Annotated in this window: 12 protein-coding genes; 7 read left to right on the plus strand and 5 right to left on the minus strand. The window is 72.8% G+C overall.

The window, feature by feature from the left end; genetic code table 11:
• Positions 1-67 precede the first annotated feature (67 nt).
• Positions 68-1,006, plus strand: a complete 939-nt coding sequence (gene mshD / locus JS756_RS13630; protein WP_205383333.1) for a mycothiol synthase — start codon at positions 68-70, stop codon at positions 1,004-1,006.
• Positions 1,007-1,043: 37 nt separating this feature from the next.
• Here mshD and JS756_RS13635 read toward each other — a convergent pair whose 3' ends face one another.
• Genes JS756_RS13635 through JS756_RS13655 form a run of 5 tightly spaced genes read right to left on the minus strand, consistent with a single transcriptional unit; the run spans position 1,044 to position 5,529 of the window.
• Complete coding sequence (locus JS756_RS13635) at positions 1,044-1,697, minus strand: ABC transporter (RefSeq protein ID WP_307790594.1); 654 nt, start codon at positions 1,695-1,697, stop codon at positions 1,044-1,046.
• Positions 1,698-1,716: 19 nt separating this feature from the next.
• A complete protein-coding gene (locus tag JS756_RS13640) occupies positions 1,717-3,267 on the minus strand; it encodes an ABC transporter permease (protein ID WP_307790596.1) in 1,551 nt (516 codons plus the stop codon).
• On the minus strand, positions 3,264-4,145 hold the full coding sequence (locus tag JS756_RS13645; RefSeq protein WP_205383334.1) for an ABC transporter ATP-binding protein: 882 nt from the start codon (positions 4,143-4,145) through the stop codon (positions 3,264-3,266). Before JS756_RS13645 ends, JS756_RS13640 begins: the two co-directional genes overlap by 4 nt.
• Entirely contained in the window at positions 4,142-4,990 is an 849-nt protein-coding gene (locus tag JS756_RS13650) for a zf-HC2 domain-containing protein (RefSeq protein WP_205383335.1), read from the minus strand. Before JS756_RS13650 ends, JS756_RS13645 begins: the two co-directional genes overlap by 4 nt.
• Positions 4,987-5,529 carry an RNA polymerase sigma factor gene (locus tag JS756_RS13655; protein WP_205383336.1) on the minus strand — a complete coding sequence of 181 codons (543 nt, stop codon included), beginning with the start codon at positions 5,527-5,529 and terminating at the stop codon, positions 4,987-4,989. The genes JS756_RS13650 and JS756_RS13655 overlap by 4 nt, the downstream gene beginning before the upstream one ends.
• A gap of 325 nt (positions 5,530-5,854) precedes the next feature.
• Between JS756_RS13655 and JS756_RS13660 the strand changes: the two genes are divergently transcribed.
• The 6 genes from JS756_RS13660 (at position 5,855) to pstA (ending at position 13,749) form a co-directional block, all read left to right on the plus strand.
• A complete protein-coding gene (locus tag JS756_RS13660; RefSeq protein ID WP_205383337.1) occupies positions 5,855-8,197 on the plus strand; it encodes an RNA degradosome polyphosphate kinase in 2,343 nt (780 codons plus the stop codon).
• Positions 8,178-9,365: a CHAD domain-containing protein gene (locus JS756_RS13665; RefSeq protein WP_307790599.1), complete on the plus strand. Its 1,188-nt coding sequence runs from the start codon at positions 8,178-8,180 to the stop codon at positions 9,363-9,365. The genes JS756_RS13660 and JS756_RS13665 overlap by 20 nt, the downstream gene beginning before the upstream one ends.
• A 113-nt stretch (positions 9,366-9,478) precedes the next feature.
• The gene (locus JS756_RS13670) at positions 9,479-9,901 is read left to right on the plus strand and encodes an NUDIX hydrolase (RefSeq protein ID WP_205383339.1); all 423 of its coding nucleotides are present in this window, start codon (positions 9,479-9,481) and stop codon (positions 9,899-9,901) included.
• A 530-nt stretch (positions 9,902-10,431) separates the two neighbouring features.
• Positions 10,432-11,562: a phosphate ABC transporter substrate-binding protein PstS gene (pstS, locus tag JS756_RS13675; RefSeq protein ID WP_205383340.1), complete on the plus strand. Its 1,131-nt coding sequence runs from the start codon at positions 10,432-10,434 to the stop codon at positions 11,560-11,562.
• 127 nt (positions 11,563-11,689) lie between these two features.
• The gene (pstC, locus tag JS756_RS13680; protein WP_205383341.1) at positions 11,690-12,694 is read left to right on the plus strand and encodes a phosphate ABC transporter permease subunit PstC; all 1,005 of its coding nucleotides are present in this window, start codon (positions 11,690-11,692) and stop codon (positions 12,692-12,694) included.
• Positions 12,691-13,749, plus strand: a complete 1,059-nt coding sequence (pstA, locus tag JS756_RS13685; protein ID WP_205383342.1) for a phosphate ABC transporter permease PstA — start codon at positions 12,691-12,693, stop codon at positions 13,747-13,749. Before pstC ends, pstA begins: the two co-directional genes overlap by 4 nt.
• Positions 13,750-13,802 lie beyond the last annotated feature (53 nt).

A 13,802-nucleotide genomic window follows, 5' to 3' on the forward strand; every position in this document is an offset into this window, starting at 1 on the left:
CATCCTGGTTTCCCTTTGCCCTCCGCCTGCCGACACTTTGGGGGCTCCTCCCCTTACGCTCGTACGCATGACCAGCGACGACACCGCACGGCCCCCTGGCGCACGCTCCATCGAGACCGTCACCGCGCTCTCCCCGGACCAGATCGAGGCCGTGCTCGGCCTGCTCGCCGACGCCACCCGCACCGACGGCCAGCAGGCGGTGTCCGAGCAAGGCCGGCTGCAGCTGCGCGGTGGCGAACGGGAGGGCGTCTCCCACCTGTTGCTCACCGTCGACGGCGTCCTCGTCGGATACGCCCAGCTGGAGGACACCGACCCGATCGAGGCCCCCGCGGCCGAACTCGTGGTCCACCCCGCCCACCGCGGCCAGGGGCACGGCCGTGCCCTCGGCTCCGCGCTGCTCGCCGCCTCCGGCAAGCGACTGCGGGTGTGGGCGCACGGCGGCCACTCCGCCGCCCGGCACCTGGCGCAGGTCCTCGGCCTGACGCTGTTCCGTGAACTGCGTCAGATGCGCCTTCCGTTGACCGCCCTGGCGCTGCCCGAGCCGGTCCTGCCCGAGGGCGTCACCATCCGCAGCTTCGTCCCCGGCCAGGACGACGCCGCCTGGCTCGCCGTCAACGCCGCCGCTTTCGCCCACCACCCCGAGCAGGGCTCGCTCACCCAGCGCGACCTCGACGACCGTGAGGCCGAGCCCTGGTTCGACCCTGCCGGTTTCTTCCTCGCCGAGCGGGAGACCGACGGCGACCGCGAACTCGTCGGCTTCCACTGGACCAAGGTCCACGCGGAGGAGCAGCTCGGCGAGGTCTACGTCCTCGGCGTCGCCCCCGGCAACCAGGGCGGCGGCCTCGGCAAGGCCCTCACCGTCGTCGGCTTGCGGCACCTGGCCGCCCAGGGCCTGCCGACGGCGATGCTCTACGTCGACGCGGACAACAAGGCGGCGGTGTCGGTGTACGAGCGAATGGGCTTCACCACCTACGAGGCGGACCTCATGTACCGCACGGAGACGTGAGGCCGTCCGGGCCGCCGAGAGGCGCCGTCCACGCCGGCTACGGCCGCAGCGTGCCCATGCCGAAGCCGTTGCGGAGGGTCCTCCGCCGGATCGGTTCACGCACGCTCGCCGTCCAGACGACCAGGGCCACGAGCAGGACCGCGGCCCATCGGTGATGCGCGGCGTCCCACTCCGGGCTGCCCGGGGCGACGAACAGGCCCCACCGTTCGGGAAGCAGGAGCCCGACGACGACGAGCACCGGCAGTGCCTGGACCGCGATCCTGCCCGGCTGGGTCTCCGAGGTGCGGCGGGCGGCGGCCGCGGCGAGCGCCAGCGCGGTCGCGGTGAGGGCCGCCGCCTCCGCCGTGACGTCTCCCAGCGGGGGCCGCGCGGCCTGCGGTACGAGCAGCAGGGCGGCACACCAGCCGAGGGCCGCGGCCGGGAGGGCCAGGGCGGCACGGAGCCAGGTCCTGACCGGCTGTCCCGTCGGCACCGTCTCCGTCGTGGGCCGGGCGGGGTCGTCCAGGAGGAACGCGAGGCCCAGTGCGAAGGCCAGCGCGGTCGCTCTGAGCAGGGCCAGGCCGAACAACTGACTCTCGGTGTCCGGCAGCAGCCTCGGCAGCGCCGCCACCAGCAGCCCCAGCGCGACGCCCGCGGTCAGGGCTGCGCGGGGCAGCATCCGGGCGGTGGGCCGAAGCAGGGGACCGATCACCGGGGGTGCCTCCCCCCGGCTACGCCTCGCACGCGTCACGGCTGTCCTCCTTCTCCGGAGCCTTCACGTCGAGCAGCTGAGCGACCCGTGCCAGGGAGGTCTTCGGCGAGGTGAGCTCCGCCCAGTGGGCGCGCACCGCCGCGGAGACGACCTCACGCGGCTTGGCCAGCAGCGCGCGGACCATGGCCGTCTCTCCGGCGCTCATGCCGAGCGGGTCGGTGGGGGCGAGGACGAGGCCGGATCCCTCCGTGCGGTCGTCCAGGCGGACGTGGACGAAGGCGCTCATCGGATCGGCCTGGGCGGCCAGCGCCAGCCATGTGATCGTCACCGCCCGCGCGTCGCACACCGCGCTCGCCGCCTGCTCGTCGCCCGCCACCAGGACGGATGCGACGCCGACCGCGAACTCGGGGATCCGGTTGCCTCCCCAGGCGGTGCCGACGGTGACCTGGCCGGGCCCGCTCAGCGCGGTGAGTGCGGCGTCGCTCGTCAGGCCGTACCGCGCCTCGACGCGCTGGCGTACGGTCAGCCGGTCGCGCCGGTCGCCCGCCAGGTGCTGCACCCGCTCGACCACCGCGGCCCAGTCGGCGGTGCGACCGCTCCACTCCGGGAAGGCGCAGTACGTGACGGAGCCGCGGACGGTGCAGGACTCCACCGTCTCCGGGCTGGCGGAAGCCGTCTCCCTGGCCGCCGCCAGGTCCCGCGAGTCGCCGGGGGACTGCCCGGCGATGCCCGCGGCCGTGGCGGCGAGGGCCGCGGCGGTCACCACGGCGACCGTGCGGGTCCGCCGCCCGCTCGCCGTCACCGCACCGCACAGCAGCGCGACGGTCAGGCCCACCAGGTACAGCGCGTGCCAGGCGGCGGGGCGGCCCAGCAGGCCGGAGGGGAGCGGGTCGCCGCCCGACTCCGGGACGACGGGCGACAGCCAGCGCAGCCAGTGCGGGTCGGACCCGCTGGTGGCGATGGAGAACACGGCCAGCAGGACGTACAGGCCGACCACGAAGAGCGGGGCCGCGAAGGCGGAGCCGATCAGACGGGCGAGCAGGACCCCGACGACTCCGGCGAGCAGTACCGACAGCGGGGCGACCACCAGTTCGAAGAGGGAGCCGTGCCCGACCGCACCCGGTTTGCTCGCCGCCCAGGCGAACTCGGCGCCGACGACGACGGCGACGAGGCCCGCCAACGGCACGGCCGACAGGGCGTGCGCGAGGGTGCGCCGCCAGGGCTGCAGGGGCAGGACGCCGAAGTGCCGGTCGGTTCCGTGGCGCCGGGAGCGCAGCACCGCATGGTTGACGCACAGCAGCACGGCGAGGGCGACGAGTTGCGGGGCGGTCTGGGAGGCCCGGTCGGCGTTCTGCAGCACGGGGTAGTCGGTCATGCCGTCCTGCTCGGCCGCCACCAGGCCGTAGGCGGTGTAGCCGAGGTAGAGGACCAGCAGGACGAGGACCGGGATGTTCAGCAGCAGTTCGCGCGCCTCGAAGCGGGCGAGGGCGAGGACCGCTGCCCAAGGGCGGTCCCCGTCGGCGGGCGGCCTGGTGACCTCGGGAGCGGGCGGCATCGTCGTCGTGCTCACGCGGCGGCCTCCCCCTGCTGCGCGGGGGCGGCACCGTCCGGGTCGTCGAGGGTGAGAAGGTAGCCGTCCTCCAGGGTGGGATCGAGAAGTTCGGCGCCCTTCGGGGGGTCCCCGACGTTGCGGAAGGTTCCGGCGCCGGTGCGCCAGCCGGCGCGGGCTCCCGGGTCCCGTGCGGCGCTGCTCCACACCCGGCCGTCCGCCCGTGCGGTCAGCTCGGCCGGGGTCCCCTCGAAGCGGACCCGGCCGCAGGCCAGGACGATCACCCGGTGGCAGAGCATCGCCACGTCCTCGGTCTGGTGGGTGGAGAGCAGCACCGTGCGGCCCTCGCCCGCCTGGGCGATCAGCTCCCGGAAACGCACCCGCTGCTCGGGGTCGAGGCCGACGGTGGGCTCGTCCAGCACGAGGAAGCCGGGTTCCCCGACAAGGGCGGCGGCCAGGGCGACCCGCTGTCTCATGCCGCCGGACAGCCGCTTCAGTCGCCGGCCGCGCACGTCGGACAGGTCGACGGCGTCGAGGACCCGCCGCACCTCGCGATGGCGGGCGGTGCGATCGGTCTGCTCCTTCAGGATCGCCACGTAGTCGACGAACTCGAACGCCGAGAAGTCCGGGTGGAAGCCGGGGTTCTGCGGCAGGTAGCCGAGGGTGCGCCGGAGGTTCTGCCGACCGGCCGCGCTGCCGGGGGCGTGCCCGAGGACGGTGAAGGAGCCCCCGTCGGCGGGCACGGCGGTGGCGAGGACCCGCAGCAGGGTGGTCTTGCCGGCGCCATTGGGCCCGAGCAGGCCGGTCACCCCGGCGCGCAGGCTCAGAGAGACGTCGTCGAGGGCTCTGGTGCCGCCGTAGCGGAGGGTCAGCCCGGAGGCGGAGACGGTGACGGTCATGCGGCGCTCCCGTGGGTGAAGCCGGCGAACGGTGTGTGGGCGGAGGTGGAGTCGAAGCGGTCGCGGAGCCTGATCAGCAGCCAGACGGCGGCGGCGGCGACCAGTGCGGCCGCCAGCTGGCCGCCCGCGGTGAACGGCGCGGGCGTCCCGTGGGCCCGCGCCCGGGCGATCAGCAGCAGCGCCGTCCAGGCCGTGCCGACCAGCGCGGGGCCCAGGACCGGGCCGAGGCGGGGGGTGAGCGCGAGCCCCGTCGCGGTGAGGGCCAGCGCGGGCAGCAGCCAGGCCAGGGCCCGCAGCCCGTAGGCCGGCAGCGCGAGCGTGGCCAGACCGTTGAGGACGAGACCGGCGCCGAGCACGGCGACCGTGCGCAGCATCAGCAGCCGGAAACCGTGCAGCGGCGCGACGACGGCCATCTCGTACGTCGGGTCGAGGACGGGGCCGTAGGACAGGGCCACCCCGGCCAGCGGCAGCAGCGGGGCCAGGCCCAGGAAAAGGCCCGGATTGTCCGCGAGGCGGACCATGAGCACGGTCATCGCCAGCACGAACACCACCGCCAGCATCCACGACCGGCGCAGCACCGGGGTGGCCGCCAGCAGCCGCGCGGAGTGGTCGGCGACCCCGCACCGCACCAGCAGCCCCTCGAACACGCCTCGCCTGGGCGCGTCGAGCTCGGCGTCCAGTCGCTCCCAGCCCGTGTCCAGCGCGACCGGGTCGCTCAGGTCCGCCAGCAGGGCGCGGCAGCCGGCGCAGGCCGTCAGGTGGGTGTCGGCCGACCACAGCAGGGGCGGCGCGAGGTCACCCCGCAGGTACGCGCGCAGGTCCTCTTCTGCCACGTGCCACGTCATGCCAGCGCCTCCCGCAGTTGCTTGCGGGCCCTGTGCGCCCGCGTCTTGACCGTGCCGGGCGGAATGCCGAGGACGACGGCTGCCTCCCGGGTGCTGAGCCCGTCGACGACGGTCGCCTGGAGAACGGCGCGGAGTTCGGGCGACAGCCTGATGAGGGCGCCGGCGAGGTCCCCGTGCTCCACCCCCGCGAGCACGCGTTCCTCCGCCGACGCCTCGTCCCGGTGCCGCAGCCGCGCCAGCGCCTGCCGCAGCCGGCCGCGGGCGCCGTCGCCGCGCAGCGCGTCGACCAGCCGGCGCGAACCGATGCGCCACAGCCAGCCGGCCACGTCGCCCTCCTCGCGATAGCGGGCGCTGCCCCGCCACACCTGGAGGAACGTCTCCTGTACGACGTCGTCGACCGTCCCGGCGTCGGCGCAGCGGCTGCGCATGCGCGCAGCGAGCCACGGCGCGTACCGCCGGTACAGCTCCTCGAAGGCGTGACGGTCCCCGTCTGCCGCGATGGCCCGCAGCAGCTCCCCGTCGCTTCTCGTTTCGCTCACATCTCCTCATCGGATGAGGCCCGCCGATCGGTTCACGCATCCGACGACGACTTCTCCGTCCCGGTCCCGCCCCTCGCCCGAGGCGCTCCTCCCTCCGGGTGCGGGTGGTTCGCCGACCATGATGGGCAACCCGTCCGGCGGGCCCCTCCCGGGCACGTCCCGGGCACGTCCCGCGCGCCCCTTCCGCTCCCCCGCGTCCGACCGGTTCCGGCCCTCCGGTCGAGCTCCCCCGCCCCGGCTCCCCGCCCCTTCGGAGCCACTCCCCGCTATCCGTACGTCATGTCTCCGTAACCATCGATTCAGACGGGCTTGCGACGCTCGGCGAATGAAGCCCGCCGTGCCTGAGCCTTCGCCGCCCCCCGAGGGGACCGCCGCCGCGCTCCCGCCCGCACTTTCCGACGCGCCCGTATCGCTGCCGGCGCGGAAGAATGGGTTCATGAGTCAGTCAGACACCCAGGCACAGGTCCCGCACACGCAGCCCTCCGTGGGCTCCATCGCCGCGCACCGCCCGCAGGTCGCCGCGGGGGCGGTCTCCGACCTGGAACCGGACATCGACGCCGACCTCGACACCTACGAGGAGTCGCAGGCCGACGGCGTGCCGTTGCCGCAGGGGCGCTTCCTCGACCGGGAGCGCAGCTGGCTCGCCTTCAACGAGCGCGTTCTGGAACTCGCCGAGGACCCGAACACGCCCCTCCTGGAGCGCGCCAACTTCCTGGCGATCTTCGCCAGCAACCTGGACGAGTTCTTCATGGTCCGCGTCGCCGGTCTGAAGCGGCGCATAGCCACCGGCGTCGCCACCCGCTCCGCGTCCGGGCTCCAGCCGCGCGAGGTGCTGGAGATGATCTGGGCGCGTTCGCGCGAGCTGATGGCCCGGCACGCCGCGTGCTTCCACGAGGACGTGGCGCCCGCCCTCGCGGAGGAGGGCATCCACCTGGTCCGCTGGAACGAGCTGGCCGAGAAGGAGCAGGCCCGGCTGTTCACGCTCTTCCGGCACCAGATCTTCCCGGTCCTCACCCCGCTCGCGGTCGACCCCGCGCACCCGTTCCCCTACATCTCCGGCCTCTCGCTCAACCTCGCCGTCGTCGTGCGCAACCCGGTCAGCGGGCACAAGCACTTCGCGCGTGTGAAGGTGCCGCCGCTGCTGTCGCGCTTCCTGGAGGCCTCCCCGGGCCGGTACGTCCCCATCGAGGACGTCATCGCCGCGCACCTGGAGGAGCTGTTCCCGGGCATGGAGGTGCTGGAGCACCACGCCTTCCGCCTCACCCGGAACGAGGACCTGGAGGTCGAGGAGGACGACGCCGAGAATCTGCTGCAGGCCCTGGAGAAGGAGCTCATGCGGCGCCGCTTCGGGCCGCCGGTGCGCCTGGAGGTCGAGGAGTCCATCGACCGCGAGGTGCTGGACCTGCTGGTCCGCGAGCTGAAGATCTCCGAGGCCGAGGTGTACCCGCTGCCCGGCCCCCTGGACCTCACGGGCCTCTTCCGCATCCACAGCCTCGACCGGCCGGAGCTGAAGTACCCGAAGTTCGTCGCCGGCACCCACCGCGACCTCGCGGAGGTCGAGTCGGCGTCCGCGCCCGACATCTTCGCCGCGCTGCGCCAGCGGGACGTGCTGCTGCACCACCCCTACGACTCCTTCTCCACCTCCGTGCAGGCCTTCCTGGAGCAGGCTGCCGGAGACCCGGACGTGCTGGCCATCAAGCAGACCCTGTACCGCACCTCCGGCGACTCGCCGATAGTCGACGCGCTCATCGACGCCGCGGAGGCCGGCAAGCAGGTCCTGGTGCTGGTCGAGATCAAGGCGCGCTTCGACGAGCACGCCAACATCAAGTGGGCGCGCAAGCTGGAGGAGGCCGGCTGCCACGTCGTCTACGGCCTGGTGGGACTGAAGACCCACTGCAAACTGTCCCTCGTCGTCCGCCAGGAGGGCGAGACGCTCAGGCGCTACAGCCACGTCGGCACCGGCAACTACCACCCCAAGACGGCGCGCCTGTACGAGGACCTCGGCCTGCTGACGGCCGACCCGCAGGTCGGCGCCGACCTGTCCGACCTGTTCAACCGCCTGTCGGGCTACTCGCGCCGGGAGACCTACCGCCGTCTGCTGGTGGCCCCCAAGTCGCTGCGCGACGGTCTGATCTCGCGGGTCAACAAGGAGATACAGCACCACCGCGCCGGGCGGCCCGCCTACATCCGCATCAAGGCCAACTCGATGGTCGACGAGGCCGTCGTCGACTCGCTCTACCGGGCGTCCCAGGCGGGTGTGCCCGTCGACGTGTGGGTGCGCGGGATCTGCGCGCTGCGCCCGGGCGTGGCGGGCCTGTCGGAGAACATCCGGGTCCGCTCCGTCCTCGGCCGCTTCCTGGAACACTCGCGGGTCTTCGCCTTCGGCAACGGCGGCGAGCCCGAGGTGTGGATCGGCAGCGCCGACATGATGCACCGCAACCTGGACCGCCGTATCGAGGCCCTGGTCCGGGTCGTCGACCCCGCCCACCGGGCCGCCCTCAACCGGCTGCTGGAGACGGGCATGGCCGACACCACCGTGTCCTGGCACCTCGGGCCGGACGGCGAGTGGACCCGGCACTCGACCGACGCGGACGGCCAGCCCCTGCGCAATGTCCAGGAGATGCTCATAGACGCCCGGAGGCGCCGGCGTGGCAATGCGACACCATGACCTGACGGACCCCGGGGTCGGGCCGTCCCCCGGGTCGCCCGGGCAGGAGAGCGTCCCCACCGGGACAGCCCTCGCGGGGTACCTCCGGGCGCAGGCCACGGAGTTCCTGCGCGCGCTGCGCCTGCACCGGGAGACCGGGGGGACGGGGGCGGCCTCCGGTGCGCAGGCTTCCGTCGACGCGGCACGCGCCCTGCGCCGGTCGGCCCGCCGGATCAGCGGCAGCCTGCACACCTACCGCCCCCTCCTCGACCCCGACTGGTCCGAGGAGATCCGCCCCGAGCTGGCGTGGCTGTCGGGCACGCTGGCCCTGGAGCACGCGTACCAGGCCCGCCTGGAGCGGCTCCTGGGCGCCCTCCAGCGGCTGTCGGGGGCGGCGGCGGTACCGGCGCAGGCGAACACGCCTGCCGCGGGCACGCCGGTGGCCGCCCGCGCCGCCGACGTGGAACGGGCGGGCGGTGGTGGTGCCGCGCCACACACGCCTCCGGGCGTCGGGGAGGCGTCCGGCGCCAGTGCGGGCCCCGCACACCCGGCGGCCGCCACGGAACGCGGCAACCTCACCGTCGGCGCGGCGAAGGCGGGCGCGCTGCTCGACCGCCAGCTCACGCTCGCCCGGACCCGGGCCCACTCCACGGCGCTCCAGGCCCTGGGCAGCAGCCGCTTCCACGCCGTCGCGGACAAGGTCGCCTTACTGGCCAGCGAGGTCCCCCTCACCTCCGCCGCGGCCACCACTGCCCTGCGCCCCCACGCCGCCGCGGCCGTGGAGCGGCTCTCCGACGCCGTGGCCGCGCTGCCCCTGGTCACCGCGGGCCATCCGTACAACGCGGAGGCACTGATCCACGGTCTGTCACCGGATCCGTCCCCGCATCCGCAGGACGCGCCCTGGCACCAGGTGCGGCTGCTGCTGCGCCTGCACCGGTACGCCGGGGAGGTGCTGGCCGGCGACGAGACGGTGGACGTGCGGCTCCTCCAGGCCGGCCAGGCCCTCAACCGGCACCGCGACGCCTCGGAGGCCGCGGCGGCTGCCGCGCAGGCGGCCCGCACGCCGCGGATCGCCCCGGCGACGGCGTACGCGCTGGGCGTGCTCCATGCCGACCAGCGGCATGAGGTGGAGGCGGCGCGGTACGCGTTCCAGCAGTCCTGGCACAAGGAAGCGGTGGGCACCGCCTGAGGCGGGCGCGCCCCGCGCCGACCGGCGGCCGTCACCGACCGGGGAAGGGGCGGAACGGCGGACGAGGCGACCGGCCGACCGAGCGACCGGACCGAGGAGGCGGTGAGCGCCCGGTGAGCACTCCCGAGGACAGCACGGTGCAGGCGGCGGGCTGCGTTCTGTGGCGCCGCTCCCCGGTGGACGACGGGCTGGAGATCTGCCTCGTCCACCGGCCCAAGTACGACGACTGGTCGCATCCCAAGGGCAAGCTGAAGCGCGAGGAGGACCCGCTCTCCGGCGCCCTGCGCGAGGTGGCGGAGGAAACCGGCCACCGGGCCGTGCCTGGCCGCGAGCTGACCACCTTGCACTACACGGCGAACGGCCGTCCGAAGCGGGTGCGGTACTGGGCCGCCGAGGCCGCGGGCGGCGGTTTCACGCCCAACACGGAGGTGGACCGCCTCCTCTGGCTGCCGCCGGTGGCCGCCCGGAAGCGGCTCACCCAGCCGAGGGACCGCGACCTGGTCGACGCGCTGCTGGACGCGCTGCGCACGACCTAGTGCCGCACCAGGCGCGGCACTAGTGGTTCGATGGACGAACCCGATGGACATATCGGGCATGCCGTGATCGCATGGCACCCGAGCAGCTCACAACCGACCACGACCCCGACGACAGCCCAGACCCCGTCCGCACCCGCGACCTTCCCCCGCCGTAACCCCGCCGCAACCTGCGGCACCCTGCCGCGCCCAGGCCGCACCCCGACCCCGCGACGCCCCGTCCACGGCCGCACCGGGCGCGGACCACGCCCGTACCGCACGCCCCGCGAGGCGGCCGTACCGCGACCGCACCGCGGCCGTGCGCCGAACAGAGCCCGGAACCCCGCCGTGTCCTCGGCGTAAGCCTTCCGTGACCTAACCGCACCGTCCACAGGGGTTCACCCGCCGTTCATTTGCGCCCACAGGCGGCTTCACCTGATCTGCCTAATTTCGGCCTTACCCGGTGCGGACCGCGGTCTCGAGGACGCGCCCGCATCTCCAAAGAACGCACGCCGCCGAATTCAGGACGGCGGCTCCCGGAAGGACGTTCCTCAGTGAAGCTTCAGCGCATGAACCGGCGGGCCCTCGCCCTCGGCGCACTTGCCGTCTCCGGCGCCCTGGCCCTCACGGCGTGCGGCTCGGACGACACGGGCGACAAGAACAGCAGCGGCAACAGCAGCGGTGCCGCCAGCGCTCCGGCCGGCAACATCAAGTGCGACGACGCCAAGGGCCAGCTGCAGGCCGCCGGCTCCTCGGCGCAGAAGAACGCCATCGACGCCTGGGTGAAGCAGTACACGGCCGCCTGCAACGGCGTCCAGATCAACTACAACGCCAACGGTTCCGGCGCCGGCATCACGAACTTCCTGCAGGGCCAGACCGCCTTCGCCGGTTCGGACTCCGCGCTGAAGCCCGACGAGATCACCGAGTCGAAGAAGGTCTGCTCCGGCGGCCAGGCCATCGACCTGCCCATGGTCGGCGGCCCGATCGCGGTCGGCTACAACGTGCCGGGCGTGGACACCCTGATCCTCGACGCCAAGACGCTCTCCAAGATCTTCAACAGCGAGATCACCAACTGGAACGACAAGGCCATCGCGGCGCTGAACCCCGGCGTCAAGCTGCCCGACCTGAAGATCCAGGCCTTCCACCGCTCGGACGAGTCCGGCACCACCGACAACTTCACCAAGTACCTCAAGGCCGCCGGCGACTGGCAGTACGAGCCCGGCAAGAGCTGGAAGGCCAAGGGCGGCCAGTCCGCGCAGGGCTCCTCCGGCCTGGCCCAGCAGGTGAAGCAGACCGAGGGCGCCATCTCGTACTTCGAGCTGTCCTACGTCGCCGACGGCATGAAGGCCGTGGAGATCAAGACCGCTGCCGCCGAGCCGGTCGCGGCGACCACCGAGAACGCCTCCAAGGCCATCGGTGCCGCCAAGATCGTCGGCACGGGCAACGACCTCGCCCTCCAGCTGGACTACAACCCGTCCACCCCGGGCGCGTACCCGATCAGCCTGGTCACGTACGAGATCGTCTGCGACAAGGGCAACAAGGCCGACACCCTGCCGGCCGTGAAGTCCTTCCTCACCTACATCGCCAGCGAGGACGGCCAGAGCATCCTCTCCGACGCCGGCTACGCCCCGCTCGCGGGCGACATCGCCACCAAGGTCCGCGCGGCCATCGCGAACCTGAGCTGACCCAGCGTGCGGTCCGGATCCGCCACCCGGGTCCGGACCGCACCATCCGGTGCACCGCCGCCAGGGGCCGCCACCCGGCCCCGCCCGAGCCGCCCACCACGAGCGGCTCCGCAGACCGGAGAACCTCATGGACATATCGACGCACACCCCGACAGCACCTCCGCCCAGTCCACGGCCCGGCCAGGCCGAGAACCGCACCGTCCGTGGCGCCACCCGACCCGGTGACCGGATCTTCCTCGGTCTGTCCCGCGGCTCGGGCATCGCGCTTCTGCTGATCATGGCCTCGATCGCGGTCTTCCTCACCTACCGCGCCTTCAAGGTCCTGCCCGAGGACACGGGCAACTTCTTCACCACCTTCGAGTGGAACACCAACGTCACCCCGCCGGACTTCGGTATCGCGGTCCTGGTCTTCGGCACGGTCGTCTCCTCGATCATCGCCATGGCCCTCGCGGTCCCGGTGGCCGTCGGCATCGCTCTCTTCCTGACGCACTACGCGCCCCGCCGCCTCAGCGGCCCCATCGCGTACGTCATCGACCTGCTCGCCGCCGTACCGTCGATCGTCTACGGCCTGTGGGGCGCCCTGATCCTCGTCCCGAACCTGGACGGCCTCTACGGCTGGCTCGACGACTACCTCGGCTGGACCGGCATCTTCGACTGGCAGGGCGGCGCCCCGCGCTCCCTGCTCACCGTCGGCATCCTGCTCGCGATCATGATCCTGCCGATCATCACCAACGTGAGCCGCGAGGTCTTCCGCCAGGTTCCCCGGATGCACGAGGAGGCCGCGCTCGCCCTCGGCGCCACCCGCTGGGAGGTCGTCCGCATGTCGGTGCTGCCCTTCGGCCGCTCCGGCGTGATCTCGGCCTCGATGCTGGGCCTCGGCCGCGCGCTCGGCGAGACGATCGCGGTGGCCACCGTGCTCTCCCCCACCTTCGAGATCAAGGCCAGCCTGCTCGACCCGGGCGGCGGCACGTTCGCGCAGAACATCGCCAGCAAGTTCGGCGAGGCGACCGAGCAGGGGCGTGACGCGCTGATCGCCTCCGGTCTCGTCCTCTTCGTCATCACCCTTCTGGTCAACGGTGCGGCCCGCCTGATCATCGCCCGCCGTGCCGAGTACTCGGGGGCCAACGCATGAGCACCACCCTCACGAGCAAGCACCGCAGCACGCTGCGCGGCGGCCACCTGCCCAAGTGGTCCCCCTTGGCGATCATCGCCGGCAGTGTCGCGGCCGGCCTCGGCATCAGCGCGGCCGCCGGACTGCACAGCTCCATCCAGTGGGCCCTGATCGCCGCGGTCGTCTTCGTCGTCGCCACCTACGGGATCGCCGCGAAGGTCGAGGGCCGCCGTCAGGCCAAGGACCGCATCGCGACCAGCCTCATCTGGGTCGCCTTCCTCCTCGCCGTCATCCCGCTGGCCTCCCTGGTCTGGGAGACCGTCAAGCGCGGCGTGAAGGTCTTCGACGTCTACTTCCTCACGCACTCCATGGGCGTGGTCGCCGACACCGAACCCGGCGGCGGCATCTACCACGCGATCATCGGCACCCTGGAGCAGGTCGGCCTCGCCAGCCTGATCGCCGTGCCGATCGGCGTACTCACCGCGATCTACCTGGTCGAGTACGGCAAGGGCAAGCTCGCCAAGGCCATCACCTTCTTCGTCGACGTCATGACGGGCATCCCGTCGATCGTCGCCGGTCTGTTCATCCTCAGCTTCTGGATCCTCATCCTCGACATGGGCTACTCCGGCTTCGCCGGTTCGCTGGCCCTGTCGATCCTGATGATGCCGGTCGTGGTCCGCTCCACCGAGGAGATGCTCAAGCTCGTACCGAACGAGCTGCGCGAGGCATCCCTCGCGCTCGGCGTGCCGAAGTGGCGCACCATCCTCAAGGTGGTCCTGCCGACCTCCATCGGCGGCATCACCACGGGCGTGATGCTCGCGGTCGCGCGCATCACCGGCGAGACCGCTCCGATGCTGCTGCTGGTCTGGGGTACGAACTTCATCAACAACAACCCCTTCGAGGGCCCGCAGGCTTCGCTGCCGCTGTACATCTACCAGCAGTACGCGAACAGCTCGGGCGCCAACGCGGCGTACGACCGCGCGTGGGCGGCGGCACTCGCCCTGATCGCCTTCGTGATGATCCTCAACCTGGTGGCCCGCGGTATCGCCCGCTGGAAGGCCCCGAGCCAACACTGAGCGGCTACCGCCGCGGGGCCGGTCGCTGACGGCGACCCCCACAGCGACTGTTT

The organism is Streptomyces actuosus, assembly GCF_016921115.1.
Lineage (GTDB): Bacteria > Actinomycetota > Actinomycetes > Streptomycetales > Streptomycetaceae > Streptomyces > Streptomyces actuosus_A.